The 16,122-nt window shown below is 35.8% G+C and carries 15 protein-coding genes; all 15 read left to right on the plus strand.

The features are described 5' to 3' along the window. The first annotated feature begins 2 nt into the window (after positions 1 to 2). The 15 genes from ACRD67_RS00135 to ACRD67_RS00205 all read left to right on the plus strand — a co-directional run bounded on the left by ACRD67_RS00135 (position 3) and on the right by ACRD67_RS00205 (position 16,108). Entirely contained in the window at positions 3 to 995 is a 993-nt protein-coding gene (locus ACRD67_RS00135; protein WP_430964918.1) for a hypothetical protein, read from the plus strand. A 47-nt stretch (positions 996 to 1,042) separates the two neighbouring features. Then, positions 1,043 to 2,095 (plus strand): dTDP-glucose 4,6-dehydratase, encoded by a 1,053-nt coding sequence (rfbB, locus tag ACRD67_RS00140; RefSeq protein ID WP_430964919.1) that lies wholly within the window; start codon positions 1,043 to 1,045, stop codon positions 2,093 to 2,095. Beyond that, a complete protein-coding gene (gene rfbA / locus ACRD67_RS00145) occupies positions 2,092 to 2,964 on the plus strand; it encodes a glucose-1-phosphate thymidylyltransferase RfbA (RefSeq protein ID WP_430964920.1) in 873 nt (290 codons plus the stop codon). Before rfbB ends, rfbA begins: the two co-directional genes overlap by 4 nt. Further along, positions 2,961 to 3,509: a dTDP-4-dehydrorhamnose 3,5-epimerase gene (gene rfbC / locus ACRD67_RS00150; protein ID WP_430964921.1), complete on the plus strand. Its 549-nt coding sequence runs from the start codon at positions 2,961 to 2,963 to the stop codon at positions 3,507 to 3,509. Before rfbA ends, rfbC begins: the two co-directional genes overlap by 4 nt. Further along, complete coding sequence (gene rfbD / locus ACRD67_RS00155; RefSeq protein WP_430964922.1) at positions 3,506 to 4,387, plus strand: dTDP-4-dehydrorhamnose reductase; 882 nt, start codon at positions 3,506 to 3,508, stop codon at positions 4,385 to 4,387. Before rfbC ends, rfbD begins: the two co-directional genes overlap by 4 nt. A gap of 32 nt (positions 4,388 to 4,419) precedes the next feature. Continuing rightward, on the plus strand, positions 4,420 to 6,048 hold the full coding sequence (locus ACRD67_RS00160) for a cytidylyltransferase domain-containing protein (RefSeq protein WP_430964923.1): 1,629 nt from the start codon (positions 4,420 to 4,422) through the stop codon (positions 6,046 to 6,048). Between the two features lie 9 nt (positions 6,049 to 6,057). After that, positions 6,058 to 7,119: an N-acetylneuraminate synthase family protein gene (locus ACRD67_RS00165; RefSeq protein ID WP_430964924.1), complete on the plus strand. Its 1,062-nt coding sequence runs from the start codon at positions 6,058 to 6,060 to the stop codon at positions 7,117 to 7,119. 53 nt (positions 7,120 to 7,172) lie between these two features. Beyond that, on the plus strand, positions 7,173 to 8,285 hold the full coding sequence (locus tag ACRD67_RS00170) for a hypothetical protein (protein WP_430964925.1): 1,113 nt from the start codon (positions 7,173 to 7,175) through the stop codon (positions 8,283 to 8,285). Positions 8,286 to 8,288: 3 nt separating this feature from the next. Next, positions 8,289 to 9,176 (plus strand): phosphotransferase family protein, encoded by an 888-nt coding sequence (locus tag ACRD67_RS00175; RefSeq protein WP_430964926.1) that lies wholly within the window; start codon positions 8,289 to 8,291, stop codon positions 9,174 to 9,176. A 133-nt stretch (positions 9,177 to 9,309) separates the two neighbouring features. Continuing rightward, on the plus strand, positions 9,310 to 9,537 hold the full coding sequence (locus ACRD67_RS00180; protein ID WP_430966168.1) for an integrase core domain-containing protein: 228 nt from the start codon (positions 9,310 to 9,312) through the stop codon (positions 9,535 to 9,537). A 130-nt stretch (positions 9,538 to 9,667) separates the two neighbouring features. Then, positions 9,668 to 10,912, plus strand: a complete 1,245-nt coding sequence (locus ACRD67_RS00185; RefSeq protein ID WP_430964927.1) for a lipopolysaccharide biosynthesis protein — start codon at positions 9,668 to 9,670, stop codon at positions 10,910 to 10,912. 119 nt (positions 10,913 to 11,031) lie between these two features. After that, positions 11,032 to 12,366: a hypothetical protein gene (locus ACRD67_RS00190; protein ID WP_430964928.1), complete on the plus strand. Its 1,335-nt coding sequence runs from the start codon at positions 11,032 to 11,034 to the stop codon at positions 12,364 to 12,366. 513 nt (positions 12,367 to 12,879) lie between these two features. After that, positions 12,880 to 13,413 carry a hypothetical protein gene (locus ACRD67_RS00195; RefSeq protein WP_430964929.1) on the plus strand — a complete coding sequence of 178 codons (534 nt, stop codon included), beginning with the start codon at positions 12,880 to 12,882 and terminating at the stop codon, positions 13,411 to 13,413. 24 nt (positions 13,414 to 13,437) lie between these two features. Then, the gene (locus ACRD67_RS00200; protein ID WP_430964930.1) at positions 13,438 to 14,922 is read left to right on the plus strand and encodes an O-antigen ligase family protein; all 1,485 of its coding nucleotides are present in this window, start codon (positions 13,438 to 13,440) and stop codon (positions 14,920 to 14,922) included. Next, positions 14,903 to 16,108 (plus strand): O-antigen ligase family protein, encoded by a 1,206-nt coding sequence (locus ACRD67_RS00205; RefSeq protein ID WP_430964931.1) that lies wholly within the window; start codon positions 14,903 to 14,905, stop codon positions 16,106 to 16,108. The genes ACRD67_RS00200 and ACRD67_RS00205 overlap by 20 nt, the downstream gene beginning before the upstream one ends. The last annotated feature ends 14 nt before the right edge of the window (positions 16,109 to 16,122 follow it).

Below are 16,122 nucleotides of genomic sequence, written 5' to 3' on the forward strand. Positions count from 1 at the left end.
ACATGGCGGAAAACGGACCACACAGCAGTAATTCCTCGGATGAGATAGATTTGGGGCAATTGTTCCAGATGATCGGGAATGGATTTCAAAAGCTGTTTAAAACATTTTTAAGGTTGTTTTTATACCTAAAGCGAAATGCGATTGTTTTAGGGGGGTTGGCGATATTGGGCGCTGCCCTAGGTTTTGGTTTGAACCAAATCACCAATGAAAAACTAAAGACAGACGTCATCGTAAAGCCGAATTTGGAGAGTAAGAACTATCTCTACGACGTGGTCGATGAAATACAAGCCAATGCAAAGGCCAAGGATTCGACTTTCTTTAATTCCATCGGGATTGAGGACATGGATTGGCGCGGGTTTGAAATCATAATTGGTCCGGCCACCGGAACAGACAATGAGATAGATTTGGAGTATTTGGAACTCTTGGAGAAGTTTGACAACAGCGCTATAGTCTCGGATGTGGTTCGGTCGGAAATCCTGAACAAAAGCTCTTTGAACCATCGTATCAGCTTTTACTTCAAGGATGCCAAAAAAGGACAGGAAGCCGCGAAAAAAATAATGGATTATGTTAATTCCAATGGTTATTTTGCTGATTTGACCCAAGTGTACAATGAAAACGCCAAGGAGAAAATAGCCAAGAATGAGGTTTTGATTGCACAGCTCGATGAGCTAATCGCAAACTATACGGATAAATTAGCGGTTGCAGGAGATTCCCAAAATGAGAATAGGATTGTCTTGGACAACGAGGAACGCGTGGACGTCCGAGGGCTTTTTGAGCTAAAGAACTTTTTGATCAGGGATACGGAACAAAAAAGAATCGAGCTGAAGGAACATACACAGGCCATAAGCATCATCAATTTTGGAAAACCGCAGCAAGTTCAAAAGCCTTTTTTTGGGAAGAACATTATTTTGATTCCCTCTATTCTCATTGGGCTTTTCTTTTTAATTTCCATAGGCAAATACCTTAATCGCAAGGCTGCCGAAATGCAGTTGTAAGAATCAACACCAAGCATTAATTCCATTATTTCACAGGACGCATAATTATGGCAAAGAATATTTTAATCACAGGAGGAGCAGGTTTTATCGGATCCCATGTTGTAAGGAGGTTTGTGAAAGGCTATGCTGGGTATAACATTTACAATCTCGATGTGCTGACCTATGCGGGAAATTTGGAGAATTTAAAAGATGTTGAAGGGTATTCCAATTACACTTTTATAAAGGGAGATATCGTTGATGTCGATTTTGTCCAAAGCCTGTTTGCCAAATATGATTTTGATGGCGTAATACATTTGGCCGCAGAATCACATGTGGACCGATCCATTTCCGACCCCTTGGCCTTCGTAAGAACAAACATTATCGGCACGGTCAATTTACTGAATTCAGCCAGGGACGCTTGGAAAGGAGCGTATTCCAAAAAGCGCTTTTATCACATTAGTACGGATGAGGTTTATGGCACCTTGGGCAGTAAAGGATTGTTTACCGAGCGTACCGCTTATGATCCCAATTCGCCATATTCTGCCTCCAAGGCAAGTTCAGATCATTTTGTAAGGGCTTATGGAGAAACTTATGGGCTTCCCTATGTAATATCGAACTGCTCTAATAACTATGGGCCAAACCATTTCCCGGAAAAACTCATACCACTTTTCATAAACAATATAATAAACAATATTCCCTTGCCCGTATATGGTGATGGAAAATATACCCGCGACTGGTTGTTCGTTGAAGATCACGCTGTGGCAATTGACTTGATATTCCATAAAGGGAAAGGGCAGGAGACTTATAACATCGGGGGATTTAACGAATGGCAAAATATTGACCTGGTCAAATTGCTTTGCAAGCTTATGGACCAGAAGCTGGGAAGAGCGAAAGGGACCTCGGAAAGGCTAATTTCTTTTGTCAAGGACCGCCCGGGTCATGACCTGCGTTATGCAATAGACGCAAGTAAAATAAACAAGGAACTGGGTTGGGAACCGTCTGTGACTTTTGAAGAGGGATTGGAATATACGATAGACTGGTACTTGACCAATGGAGCCTGGTTGGAACATGTTACTTCTGGTGAGTACCGGGAATATTATAAAAAAATGTACGCCGAATGAAGGGAATTGTTTTGGCCGGTGGTTCCGGCACACGTTTACATCCATTGACGCTTTCGGTAAGCAAGCAATTGATGCCCATATATGACAAGCCGATGATCTATTATCCGTTGTCTACACTGATGTATGCCGGTATTCGCGAAATATTGATTATTTCTACACCCAAGGACCTGAGCCTTTTTGAGGATCTATTGGGGGATGGAAAAAAATACGGATGTAGCTTTTCGTATGCCGTGCAGCAAGCGCCAAATGGGCTTGCGGAAGCCTTTATCATAGCGGAACAGTTTATTGGCAAGGACAAGGTGGCCCTTATCTTGGGAGACAATATATTTTATGGTTCTGGATTGGCCAAACTGCTACAGGCCAATAACGACCCCGATGGGGGAATCATCTATGCATATAGGGTCAATGATCCTGAACGGTATGGGGTAGTGGAATTTAACGAAGAGGGGAAGGCCATTAGTATAGAGGAAAAACCCGAGCATCCAAAATCGAACTATGCGGTTCCAGGAATTTATTTTTATGACAATGAGGTGGTGCAAATTGCCAAGAATATATCACCAAGCGCTCGAGGTGAATTGGAAATTACAGATGTAAACAAAGTCTATTTGCACAAGCGAAAGCTGAATGTTAGCATTTTGGACAGGGGAACCGCTTGGCTAGACACGGGAACGTTTCAATCTCTAATGCAGGCCTCGCAGTTTGTAGAAGTAATCGAAGAACGCCAAGGTTTAAAAATAGGAGCAATTGAAGCTGCTGCTTTTGAGATGGGATTTATAGACAGGGACCAATTCATAGCATTGACGAAACCGCTAATGAAAAGCGGTTACGGCAGAAATCTACTGGGGATTTTAAAAAGGAAGATAAAATGATTGCTACGGAAACCGAGCTTAAAGGCTGTTTCGTATTGGAACCGAATGTTTTCGTTGATGAAAGAGGTTATTTTTTTGAAAGCTTCAATCAAAGGAAATTCAATGCCCTGGTGGAAAGTGAAGTTCATTTCGTCCAGGATAACCAATCATTTTCCCATTACGGGGTTGTTAGGGCCTTGCATTATCAGTTAGAAGCGTATGCCCAGGCCAAATTGGTTAGAGTACTACAAGGAAGGGTTTTGGACGTGGCCGTAGATATCAGAAGAGAGTCTGAGACTTTTGGCAAACATGTAGCCATAGAATTATCAGCGGAAAACAAAAAACAACTTTTTGTTCCAAGAGGCTTTGCCCATGGCTTTGCGGTACTGAGCGAATCAGCCACCTTTTTTTACAAATGCGATAATTTTTATAACAAGTCTTCAGAAGGGGGAATCGTCTACAATGATAAAGAATTGGGTATCGATTGGGGCCTGCCGCAAACGGATATAAGCGTTTCTGAAAGGGATAGGCTTTTGCCCGAATTCAAAAATGCCAAGATAGCATGAAAATATTGGTTACCGGTTCTAAGGGACAGCTGGGAAGATGTATTCAAGATGTTGCCAAGGGTTACCCGGAATGGCAATTTGTTTTTACGGATTACAAAGAATTGGACATTACAGATTCCAGGGCTATTGAAAACTGCTTCAAAGAATACAAATTTGACTACTGTATAAATTGTGCTGCATATACGGCCGTTGACCTTGCTGAATCTCAAGTGGATAAGGCGTATTTGATTAATGCGGAAGCGGTAAAAACTTTGGCGGAAGCATGTAGCGCAAATAATAGCAAATTAATTCATATTTCTACGGATTTTGTATTTGATGGAAAAAAAACAATGCCCTATACAGAGGAAGACAAACCGAGACCCTTAGGTGTTTATGGAGCTTCCAAATTGCTAGGCGAAAGCTATGTCCAGGACATATTGGAAGAATACTTCATTGTAAGAACATCATGGGTGTATTCGGAATATGGACGCAATTTTATGAAAACAATGCTAAAGCTGGGAAATGAAAATAAAGAAATAAGCGTGGTCAATGATCAGGTTGGTTCTCCAACTTATGCTGGGGACTTGGCCACCTTCATATTGTTCTTGATAACGAATAAGAGGGAGGAATATGGTCTATACCATTATAGTAATGAAGGTACAATAAGTTGGTATGACTTTGCAGTTCAAATATTTAAACAGTTTGGAATGAAAGTTAACGTAAATCCTATTCCTTCCAAAGACTATTTAACTCCAGCTAAAAGACCTGATAGAAGTGATTTAAATACACTAAAAGTTAAAAAGAGTTTTGAATTTCAAATATATAAGTGGGAGGATAGTTTAAAAAAATGCTCAATAAATTTTAAAAGTACTTTAAATGGTCATAGGGAGAATCAATAACTATTTGGAGTAAGATTTTGCGTAATTAAGACATGGATAAAACTAAAATACTAATTATTATTCCGGCTAGAGGCGGGTCCAAAGGAATCCCAAGGAAAAACCTTAGAACCCTAAATGGGAAGCCTCTAATTTCATATTCCATTTCAAATGCTTTAAAGATTAGTTCTTGTGAAGTTGATTGTTACGTTTCAAGCAATGACAATGAAATATTGTTGATTGCTTCCAAATTTGGGGCTAAAGCTGTAACAAGAGATGAAAGCATATCGGGAGATAATACCACTTTGGACCCTGTTATTTATGATGCGTATAAAAAAATCAAAGAGAAAGAAAATAAGGAATACGATTTGGTGATTACGCTTCAGCCAACCTCACCCTTACTGAGTAAAGAATCTGTAGAAGAAGCTATAGATAGACTTATTAATAATAATCTGGATACCGTTATATCCGGTGTTTATGACAGTCATCTTACTTGGATCAAATTAAGGGACGGTTATGTTCCAAATTATGAGAAAAGGGTCAACAGACAGGAATTACCCCAAATTTATAAGGAAACGGGTGGCTTCGTCATTACTAGAACTCCATTCATAACGAAAAACTCAAGGTTTGGAAAGAAAATAGAACTGTTTCCACTTTCTAAAAAGGAAGCCATAGACATTGATGATTTTGATGATTGGAATTTGTGCGAATATTATTTGAAGAGAAAAACTATTCTATTTGTGGTTTCCGGAAATTCGAGAATAGGAATGGGGCATGTTTATAACACCCTAAGTATTGCAAATGAAATATTAGATCATCGCATTGTCTTTTTAGTCGATAGTACCAGTAAACTAGCATATGATAAAATTGCGGAATCCAATTATGAGGTATATATTCAAGAGCAGCCTTCAGTAATACAGGATATAGAACTTATTAAGCCTGATGTCATAATAAATGATATTTTGGATACATCTGAGGAATATATTTTAGAGCTGCGACAGAGAGAATATCGAATTATTAATTTTGAAGACATTGGACAAGGATCTAAACACGCAGATTTGGTAATCAACGCCATGTATCCCGAACACAAACTAATTCTAAATCATTATTATGGGCATGAGTATTTTATTTTGAGAGATGAATTCTTGTATACTCCCGAAAAAGTAATTGAAGAAAATGTAAAAAATATACTTGTTTCGTTTGGAGGAGTGGACCCCAATAATTTCACAAGGAGAGTTTTAACACTTTTACAGGAATTTTGCACTAAAAGTGCCATTGGGATAATCGTTATTACCGGGATGGGATATAGATATACGAAAGAATTGGTTCGAGATTTTCCCATGATTAAAGTAAAGACTAATATTACTAATATCTCCGAGGAAATTTTAAATGCCGATATAGTATTTACTTCGGCAGGAAGGACTACTTTTGAGGTTGCTTCAATCGGAGTGCCGTGTATTGTTTTATGTCAAAACCTAAGGGAAACAACACATTTTTTTGCATCTGAAAAAAACGGCTTCTACAACTTAGGTCTTGGGGAAGATGCTTCAGACGATTCAATATTGGAAGCATTTAATGAAACGCTGCAGTATAATTTAAGAAAGTTAATGAACAGGAGAATGTTAAGGAATCGATTAAAAAAAGGAAAAACAAATGTCCTCAAGTTAATAAATAAGACTATTTAAAACAGCGAAATGAAACTTATAGATTTAATCAGCACATATAATTATAATGAAAAAGCCTTTCAGAGGCCATATATAATTGCAGAGGCCGGTGTTAACCATGAAGGTTCCATGGACTTGGCCAAAAGATTAATTGATGAGGCCAAAGAAGGTGGAGCTCAGGCCATTAAATTCCAAACTTACAAGGCAAATACGATAGCTTCCAAAAACAGTCCATCCTATTGGGACACAACCAAGGAGCGTACAAAAAGCCAATTTGAGCTTTTTAAAAAATATGATAAGTTTTGGAAATCGGAGTATGAAAAACTAAAACACCACTGCGACGAAGTTGAGATTGAATTTCTATCAACGCCATTTGATACGCAATCTGCCGAGTTTTTAAATGATTTGATGGATGTTTTCAAGATATCTTCCTCAGACATAACTAATTTACCTTTTATAGAGCACATGTGCTCTTTTGGCAAGCCTATAATTTTATCTACGGGAGCCTCCTATGTTTGGGAAATTCAACAAGCGCTGGAAACCATTAACAAGTATAATGTCCCTTTATGTTTAATGCATTGCGTATTGAATTACCCTACATTGGATAAAAATGCCAATTTGGGGATGATCAAGGACCTTATTGGCAAATTCCCAGGTACTATTCCAGGATATTCGGATCATACCCTTCCCAGGGATATGGAAGCTTTAAAAATTGCTCATTTACTAGGAGCGGTAGTTTTGGAAAAACACTTCACACATGATAAAACACTTCCCGGCAACGATCATTACCATGCCATGGATAAAGAGGACCTCAAGTTGTTTTTCAGAAAAATGGAAGAGGTATATGATTTTATTGGCAGTCAACAGAAAGCACCTTTAGAGACCGAAGAAATTTCTAGAAATAACGCAAGGCGAAGTTTGGTCGCATTTAAGAAAATTGAAAAAGGGGAAATCGTAGACCAGAGTCATTTAACATGGAAAAGACCTGCTCACGGAATTTCACCCAAAGATATTGGACAGGTTGTTGGTAGAAAAGCTCTTATTGAAATAAATGAAGACACTGTGTTGTATTGGGATATGTTCGATAGATAGTAAATCCAATTAATATGCCAATAGTTAGCTTAAAATAGACTCCTTAATTGAAAATGAAAGACGCCAAAGAATATTATTGCAAAGTAGGACCGTTGGTAATTAAACTACATAGCATTAATGCAGTTTCTACACAAATTGTTAAAGATTTAGAAGCGACCAAAACACCTAACAAAGAGCAAGTAGATATTGAAATTTTCATTAATGGGAACAATATACATTCCAATTATGTGCCGAAAATATTTTCTGCAAAAGGCAGTATGAATTTCAACAAGCAAGAATTTTTTGTTGGTTACTTGAATGAGATTGATTACACGGTTAAAAATTTGTTTGGCACGAACGGTATAGGTGTACTAATTAACAATGATAAAACAAACATTAAAAAAACCCTAAAAAGAATATATAAAGGTAAAAACACTTTGGAAAAAGACCTTATACTTTCTTATTCCTTATTTTGGTATGTAGTGCATTTATCATTATTAAAAAAGAACTGTTCTTTCATACATTCTGGGGTTTTTGAATCTGCGAAAGGAGCAACAATTATAACAGGCACAGGGGGATGTGGAAAAACGAGCACCCTATTTAAGATACTAGAAGACGAACAGTATAGCTATCTATCTGAAGACTTTGGAATAATTGACAACATGGGTCATACATATTATAATCCTAAGCCCGTATCTGTTTACGCTACTGATATGGAATTCGGACAGTCCATATTAAAAAATCACTTTTCCAATTTTGCCCTCAAGGATAAATTATTGTGGTATTTTAAAAGGAAGATGCTCCGTCTTAATCCTATGGTAAAAATACCGCCCAAAAGGTTAATGAATAACAGGGTGGGCAAAAAAACAAAGATTAAAAATGTCCTATATTTTGTTCGAAACAATGATGAAGTTATATCTATGTCGGATGTGTCATCCGAAGAACTATCAGAAAGAGTGTTGGATGCATCAATGAGAGAGTTAAAAACATTAAATGAACTATTGTTATTAATGCGAGCAAATGCACCAATAGGCTATAAAATACCTTCTTTCGAGGATGTTAGAAATGAAACCAAAATGGTTTATAATAAGGTTTTTCATCAGTCCGAAAGAAAAATTATTTTTATCCCTCTTAAGACTTCGCCTGATGAATTATTAAAATATTTAAAGGAGAATGGACTGATATAGTTTATGGAAATTCCAGATTTTTTAAAAGATTTTTTGATAAAGAATGAATTTATCTTAAAGGAGGTAATTCAACATAGTAAATGGAAAAAAACATTTGTTCTAAAAATAGCGAATGAAAATGACGATTTTATATTAAAGGCTGTATCCAATATTTCGCCATTAAGAATAAAAAGCAAATTTATTACAGAAGCAAATGTTTATTTAAAAAACTCAAACAATTATGTGCCTAATTTGGTTCTATCCACTGACGCTGTAATAATAACAGAATACATTAAAGGAAAAACGCTAAGGGAATACCTGAATGAGGGTGAAAACATCCACGAAATTATAGAAAGCCTAGTTTTAGCGATACAAACATTTTACGAAGAAAATAAATCTGAACACAACGGCGCTAAAAGTTTTGAAATCGCTTATGCCAATATTTCTTCATTAGCCCAAAGTGGACCTTATCAAACAAAGACCCTTTCTCTATTTGATAAGGTGATAAATAAAATAATCGCTTTTGTTTTAAAGCTTAAACTTAAAAAAGCACTGGTTAACATAAACCAAAACAATTTGAAACCATGTTTTGCACATGGGGACTTTCACTATAACAACATATTTGTAACTACTAATAAAAACATTAAGTTTATTGATTTCGAAAATGTAGTTTACAATGAATATTTTGATTTTGACATTTTATATCTGTTGACCATGATTGAAGCTAAGGTGGGCCGAGCGGAGATTAGCCGCACCATTACTAATAAGATGATGTCCCTAATAAATGACAAGGAGGGTTTAAAGCCCATATATGATCTTTATAGAATAGCGGCATCCGTTAACCCACGTTTCAGTAAAGATTCATTGAAAGCGCATCAGAAATTGCTACTATTAGTTAGGTTAATACCATGACTTTGTCAACTAAAAGTGAGCTATTATCATGAAATATTAGTAACCACTTTTAACATGAAAAAGGCACATGAGATTGAGCAATATTTGAACGGAAGTCAAATCCATGTTTAATTGGTATGTAAAGGATTCCAGAATGGGACACCGCTATATAAAAGCTGGAAAGCCCCAGCACAAAGGAAAAGTTGAAAAACCCCATCTGGCGGACAAAAAAGAGTTCTGCCAACTTTTGAGCCATACCACTGATGTCGATTTGAACAAAAAAATAGAGCAATGGGAAGATTTTTATAACTTTAATAGACCTCATGGAGCGTGTAGGGGCAAAAGCCCTTATGAGACTTTAATCTATCATATAAAGAAATGAATCTTTAGTTCCATTTTAGTTGAAATACCACATCCAATATGATTAATAAAAAGAAATTTAACCCATAATTAGAGGAAAGGAGAAACCCTCTTATTACACCTAAATTACATATCTAAGGTTTTATTCGGAAATGAGATTAATTAAAGATTCAATTATTTATTTAAGTAGTAGTATAATTAATAAGTCTATTCCCTTTTTTCTACTTCCAATATTGACGAATTATCTTTCTCCTAAGGAGTACGGATTGTTATCAATTTTTTTGATTGTCGTGACCTTTTATAGTGCTTTTATTGGAATGAATATAAATATTAATGTTTCAAAAAACTTTTTTAAGTGTTCAAAAAAAGAGCTTTCCATAATAATAGGAAACATTCTGTTCATTTTATTTTTTTCATTTATTTTATTTTTTATAGTGACGTTAATCGGCTCTATATATATTGATACGGTTTTTTCGATTCCTAAAAAATGGATATTAATAATTCCGCTAATTAGTTATATGTTTATGGTTAACACCCTGAATTTGACCATTTTAAGAAATGAAGAAAAGGCGCTTACTTTTGGCATATTTGAAATAGTAAATACTGCAACTACGATGTCAATAACAATACTTCTTTTAGTATGTTATAAGTTCGGGTGGCAAAGCCAAGTAATAGGCATATTGGTGTCCTATTTTATTTTTTATATTGTCTCATATATCCATATGTATCGTCGGGGCTATATTACTTTTAAGATTAATTCCAAGACAGCAAAAGACATACTAAAAACTTCATTACCACTCATACCCCATGTACTTGGGGGCATCGTAATAACCGTAAGTGATCGACTATTTATTGAGCATATGATTAATCTTGAAGTAGTTGGAATATATAGTGTTGGTTATACGTTTGGCTTAGTAGTAATACTTTTTACAGACGCTTTTATCAAGGCATGGAGCCCTTGGTTCTATAAAAATTTAGTAAACCCTACCGACAAAAAAAAGAGGCAAATTGTAAAATATACATACGCCTATATTGCTGCTATTTTTTTATTGTCTATTTTAATTTCCTTGGCAGCGGAGTTTTTACTTCCCTATGTAGTTGACGAAAGATATGTTGGCGCGAAAATATACATTTTTTGGATTGCATTAGGGTACGCAATTCATGGAATTTACAAAATATTTTATCCTTATTTGGTACATATAAATAAAACCGCGTTTTTAGGTTTTAGTTCGGTTTTTGCCGCCGTTTTGAATCTGATATTTAATTATGTTCTTATTGATAGTTTTGGGGCTATTGGAGCTGCATATGCTACTATTCTAGCATTTATAGCCAGTAGTTTATTGGTCTTTTCATATCAAAACAGAAATTATCCAATGCCGTGGAACTTGAAAAAATAGCTCCTAAAAAACTAGCAAATTCAACAAAATAGTGTTTAAATTATTCATCTTTTAGGTTTTCTTATTTGAGATAAATTATTCAATATGCAAAAAACAAAACAAAACAGATATACTTTTTAATGGCCTTACCGAAAGACCCATACGATCAAGTTAAAAAATATAATAGCTACCGCATTAATTTCAATGGTTTTAATCTTCTCGCTTTATCTCAAATCTATGTATTTGAATTATCCTTAAAGCGGTTAGAAGGTAAGGGGGTATTAAACCAATTAAAAAAATTTAGCTTAGATAATTATGTAAAAGCTATAATCACTTTTTTTTCCAAGAGTACTAGTAAATCCAAAAGTCCGCGCTATCTTTTTGTAAACGATGTTTTTAATAATAGTATGATAGGGAACATGAGGGCAGTTCAAAAGGAGTTTGATGAAGATTTTACCGAGTTAATAGGAGACAAAAGGTTAGTAAATGAAAGAAGTAAGTTTATATTCAAGTATTTTGGCCCCATTAGCTTTATTCGTCAAGTCTTCAACACTAGAGGATTTCTAAAACAAAATTCTCAAACCATAAGAGATTTATGTAGCGAATTTGATGTAAAAAAGCACTTATTGCTACTCAATATATTTGATTCCTTGTTTGTGTACAATTGCGCTGAACGGTTTTTAGACGCACATAAGGATATTACCCATATTTTATTGAATACAGATGTTCACAAGATCTCTAAAGCAATAGTTTTGTTAGCGGGGAAAAGAAATATTAAAACCTACGTTATCCAACATGGTTCTACCGTCTTGGAATATGGTTATTTACCGGTAATATCTGATTATATGCTAACTTGGGGAAAACTATCAAATAATTGGTTTGTAGGTAGGGGAACGGACGAAGCGAAACTTATTACCACAGGGACTCCAAAAATGGACCACATAACGAATTTTGAAATACAGTACGGTAGTTTAAAAAAGGCAGATAACATTTTATTGATCTTAAACCCTATTGGGGAAAAGAGCATAAGAGAATTTTTAAGAATAGTTAAAGAAGCTAAATTGAATATCAACTACAACCTAACAATAAAGCTTCATCCAGGGTCTATAGACAATAGAAATATTGTTGAAGAGTATTTTGATAAATCCAAAACTAGAATTTATAAAAATGAGAATACGCATCAGTTAATTTACGATAGTGATGTAGTTATTACAACCACGTCAACTGTGGGTAATGAGGCCATTGCATTTAACAAATCACTTGTTCAGATAAAACTTTCAAATATCAATATTTCAATGGATTATGAAAAGTATGATTGTAGTCATGTTATTCAAAATGCGAAAGAATTGGAGAGTCTAATTGGAAACATCGATAAGTTGGAATCTAAAAAAGCAAGCTATAAACAGTTCATTTCTGACTATTTTTATCTTCTCGATGGGAAATCAGCACACCGCATAAAAAAACTCATTGCCTGAACGATTTATTTATTTAAGGCTAAACACTTACAACTAAAGCAGCATAATGTTACTTATGGAAAGAGTAATTATTTCTATGACAGCTGAATTGTCGTTCCTATAGTAGACTTCAAAGGAATCGTCCTCAGAAACGATAATGATAAGCACACCTCCAGTAATGGGGTAGAGGCCAAAGTTGAAGACTCTACAGAATTTCGGAAGGTATTATTTAGCTCAAATCAATTTGTTCATCACACCCTTATCAGATTGGTTTAAAAAAAGGGTTGCCTCTAAACGGAGGGGATTACTCAAAATTGCCCTTTGCAAGAAGTGATTGAAATATGCAAGCCTTTCCTATCCCGCCCCTCTTCTGGCCTGATAAGTTTAAAGGTGATGTATGGTAATAATATTACCGTTTTCCCCTACCATAGGGACAAAAAAGCGTCATTTGGACAAAATATGGCCTATATTTGAAAAACTTAAGATTCGAATTCATCTTTTGTAGGATGCTCCCAAAATAGTAAAGAAAATTATATGAAAAATGTACGGCCAGGATTTTTAATGAAGCCATTTTTATTGGGAATAATGCTGCTTTTTGGGGCTTGCAAACAAGGGGGGAAATCCCAAGAAAATAAACACGAGGACCAGCTTATCGTGGAGCTCAGAATCAAGATTCCGAAGGATGATCAATTTGAACTTTTTTATAGAGACGAAGATGAGGATTATAATGCAGAAAGGAGTGTTAGTGTTGATGTGAAGGGCGCGGAAGAATTTCAAATTGTAGAGTATGTGATTGATCTTTTGGAGTTTCCAGCGCACATTAGAATAGATTTTGGCAAAAACAGGGAACAAGGGGAAATGACTTTTGGTCATTTGGCATTTCGGTACAATGAAACCACTCATACCTTCACGAAGGAAGAAATCAAGAAATATTTTAGGCCAAATCCCGGATTGGATTTCAATTTTCAAGACTTTACGGTGCGGACTGTAGATGTTAATGGCAAATATGATCCCTATCTAAACTCTTTTAACATTGCCCATTTTGTTAACAAAGTAATTCTATTCTAATATCAGGAGCCAATATCCTTCACTATGAAAAACTTACGGGTTAGTGAGAATAAAATTTTCACCATTTACGTTGTGGCATTTTTGTTGGCAGTTTATGGAGGGATGCTTATTACTTTACCGTTTGCCCACCTAGGGAATATTATCTTTTTTAATCTTGGGGCGCTAACGCTTCCTTCCCTTGCTCTCTTCCTGGGTATATGTGTGCTCGCCGTGTGGAAGCGGAATTTTTACTTTTTGTTTCTCATCTTTGTAATTCTTGCGTTCCCAGCTCCTATTGATGATCTTTTTCCTAGTGTTCGCATAACGAATATTGACGATAGAGATCAGGTTTTTTTTCCACTTATTACAAGAATAGATTTGTATCTTATTTTGGGAATTCTTCTCAAACTAACAGAAAGCTCGTCAAGATTACAGACCGTCAAATTCACCTTACCACTAAAGATCCTTTTGATTTTTCTTCTTTTTGCATTTGTGGCACATATTTTTAATGCGTTGGATCTCTGGGACGTTAATATACTTCTTGCCTATACCTTTCATATAAGATATCTCATATTATTTCTCATTTTAGTGCAGCAGTACAACCTAAAAAAATATCAAAAACAAATTGTTTTTAGTTTTGTGATTAGCCTCTCATTTCTATTGATCGAAGCGTATATCAATTCTAGTGTTCGTGGCACGAGCCGACTCATAAGCGGGAGTCTTTCACTCAATACCTTTGCCAATATCGCTGCCGCAATTGCCCTATATATGGTTGTTTTAGTGAGGCACCGTAAAGTATCCCGTATAGTGGGTTTCTCTGCTATTGGTATAGCCCTTGTCATAATTATTGCATCAGAGACAAGAGGAGCCATAATTACCCTAATTTTGGCCTATTTCGCAATATATTTGCTGAGTAATCATAAAAAGATTGTCGTCAATTCCTTGAAAGTGGTCATGGGCATTTTTTTGCTCGGGATTACATACCTTATAGCTTCCAACAATAATTATATTCCAGAACGGTACTCGTATCGGGAAATTTCTGATAAGATTGAAATAGATTTTTCTGAAAAAAGTTTGAACAAAATCATCAATGTCAAATGGACGGAACAGACCTCTTCTATAAGATCGCGAATTGACTTTTTCGACGCATCCCTGAATATGATTGTTGAAAACCCTTCTGTCGGGATTGGAGTGGGTAGATGGAATAGGCATAAGAATTTGTATAGCGAAGACAACAAAATTCCCAAAGTACTTTTAGATACGCATAATGATTACTTGGCTCTTATGTCCCAATATGGGATTGTGCTAGGGCTGCTATTTGCCTGGACGGTTTTCTTTTATCCGTTTCCACCTTTTGCCAAAATAAAGAAGAAAACCGATAGCCCGTTGTCTCATCTGTATGTAATTAATTTTGCCATGAGTATAGCGGCCCTATCCAATGCAGGGTTCTTTAAACATCAGGTATCGGCTCTACTTCTCTTTTGTCTGTGTATAACCATTAAATTGCGCTATGAACCTGACAACCTTTGAGAAAATTGTAACAAAAGCAGACCCGCTTAAATGGAGCGCGGCTTTATTTGCACTGTCCTTTACGCTAGGTATTGCAATAAACTCAATTGCCTTTTTCCTTTTTCTTTTCATTGGAATAACGATTACCCTAAATGATGTATTTAAAGGAAACATAAAAGTCGATTTTAAGCAATTCAATCTGGTCCTAATGGCATTATTCCTAATTATTGCTATTAGGGAGACTGTGGAACATGCGTCCAATATTGTTGATGTCGTTTATTACTATTTGTCATTTTTGTTACTTCCGTTGGTAATAGGTTTTCAGGCAAACAAAATGAAGGGGTATTTGCCAATTATTTTGAAATGGTTTTTAATCGGGTGTTTGGTAAACGCTACCGTGAACTTGGGGTTTGCAATTTACAGAGGTGTGTTGATAAGGGATGAAGGGATAAATTTTTGGTATTTTACATATCAATTTCTTGTTGAACCCTTTGGCATTCAGCCCATATATCTCGGTTTTTTTTATGTGTTTGCCCTATTAATTCTGGTAAAGCTTAAGCATTTTGGAAATAATAAGTTTTTCTACTATTTCGCATTTACCTTGCTCACTTTGAGCATTGTTTTACTTGCAGCTAGAAATGCCATTTTGTGCATGTTAATACTTGTTCCGGCATATCTTGTAGTTGTTGGAAAGGGAGTATTAAAAAAAATGCTGATAGCTTCTGGAATAATAGGCATTTGTTTTGTTGTTGCACTTCAAAACCCAGTGATTAAGAACAGGGTTTTGAAGGTTAATAAAAAAGGTAATTTTTATTCAGGCGCCTCGCTGCGCTATGATATATGGGAAAGTGCCTACACGGTTTCTAAGGAAAATTTCTTGTGGGGATTAGGGGAAAAAAAGGCCGATACTTTGCTGCTAAAAGAGTTTGAGACTAGAGATTTAAAAATTCCATTAAAACATAAGTACCACGCTCATAGTCAGTATTTACAGACGCTCTTGCATTATGGAATAGTGGGCTTGCTATTGCTGTTTGCGGCTTTTTTATGGCCATTAAGACGAGCACTGGCCTACAGGAATACTTTGGCAATCTTTTGGTTTTTTTTGGTTGTATTAACCGCAATAACAGAGTCCATATTCACCAGACAATGGGCCATATACAATTTTGCCTTTTTTAGTTGCCTGTTTTTATTGAAACCTAGGGAATAGTACGGATTTGCGTT

The sequence above is a fragment of the Eudoraea algarum genome (assembly GCF_050589645.1).
Lineage (GTDB): Bacteria > Bacteroidota > Bacteroidia > Flavobacteriales > Flavobacteriaceae > JBNGOQ01.

What these genes read in the sequence shown, in the direction of transcription:
- ACRD67_RS00175 (WP_430964926.1), top strand. Translation starts at nt 8,289, where the DNA reads ATGGAAATTCCAGATTTTTTAAAAGATTTTTTGATAAAGAATGAATTT.
- ACRD67_RS00185 (WP_430964927.1), top strand. Translation starts at nt 9,668, where the DNA reads ATGAGATTAATTAAAGATTCAATTATTTATTTAAGTAGTAGTATAATT.
- ACRD67_RS00200 (WP_430964930.1), top strand. Translation starts at nt 13,438, where the DNA reads ATGAAAAACTTACGGGTTAGTGAGAATAAAATTTTCACCATTTACGTT.
- ACRD67_RS00205 (WP_430964931.1), top strand. Translation starts at nt 14,903, where the DNA reads ATGAACCTGACAACCTTTGAGAAAATTGTAACAAAAGCAGACCCGCTT.
- ACRD67_RS00195 (WP_430964929.1), top strand. Translation starts at nt 12,880, where the DNA reads ATGAAAAATGTACGGCCAGGATTTTTAATGAAGCCATTTTTATTGGGA.
- rfbB (WP_430964919.1), top strand. Translation starts at nt 1,043, where the DNA reads ATGGCAAAGAATATTTTAATCACAGGAGGAGCAGGTTTTATCGGATCC.
- ACRD67_RS00170 (WP_430964925.1), top strand. Translation starts at nt 7,173, where the DNA reads ATGAAAGACGCCAAAGAATATTATTGCAAAGTAGGACCGTTGGTAATT.
- rfbA (WP_430964920.1), top strand. Translation starts at nt 2,092, where the DNA reads ATGAAGGGAATTGTTTTGGCCGGTGGTTCCGGCACACGTTTACATCCA.
- rfbD (WP_430964922.1), top strand. Translation starts at nt 3,506, where the DNA reads ATGAAAATATTGGTTACCGGTTCTAAGGGACAGCTGGGAAGATGTATT.
- rfbC (WP_430964921.1), top strand. Translation starts at nt 2,961, where the DNA reads ATGATTGCTACGGAAACCGAGCTTAAAGGCTGTTTCGTATTGGAACCG.
- ACRD67_RS00135 (WP_430964918.1), top strand. Translation starts at nt 3, where the DNA reads ATGGCGGAAAACGGACCACACAGCAGTAATTCCTCGGATGAGATAGAT.
- ACRD67_RS00180 (WP_430966168.1), top strand. Translation starts at nt 9,310, where the DNA reads ATGGGACACCGCTATATAAAAGCTGGAAAGCCCCAGCACAAAGGAAAA.
- ACRD67_RS00165 (WP_430964924.1), top strand. Translation starts at nt 6,058, where the DNA reads ATGAAACTTATAGATTTAATCAGCACATATAATTATAATGAAAAAGCC.
- ACRD67_RS00160 (WP_430964923.1), top strand. Translation starts at nt 4,420, where the DNA reads ATGGATAAAACTAAAATACTAATTATTATTCCGGCTAGAGGCGGGTCC.
- ACRD67_RS00190 (WP_430964928.1), top strand. Translation starts at nt 11,032, where the DNA reads ATGGCCTTACCGAAAGACCCATACGATCAAGTTAAAAAATATAATAGC.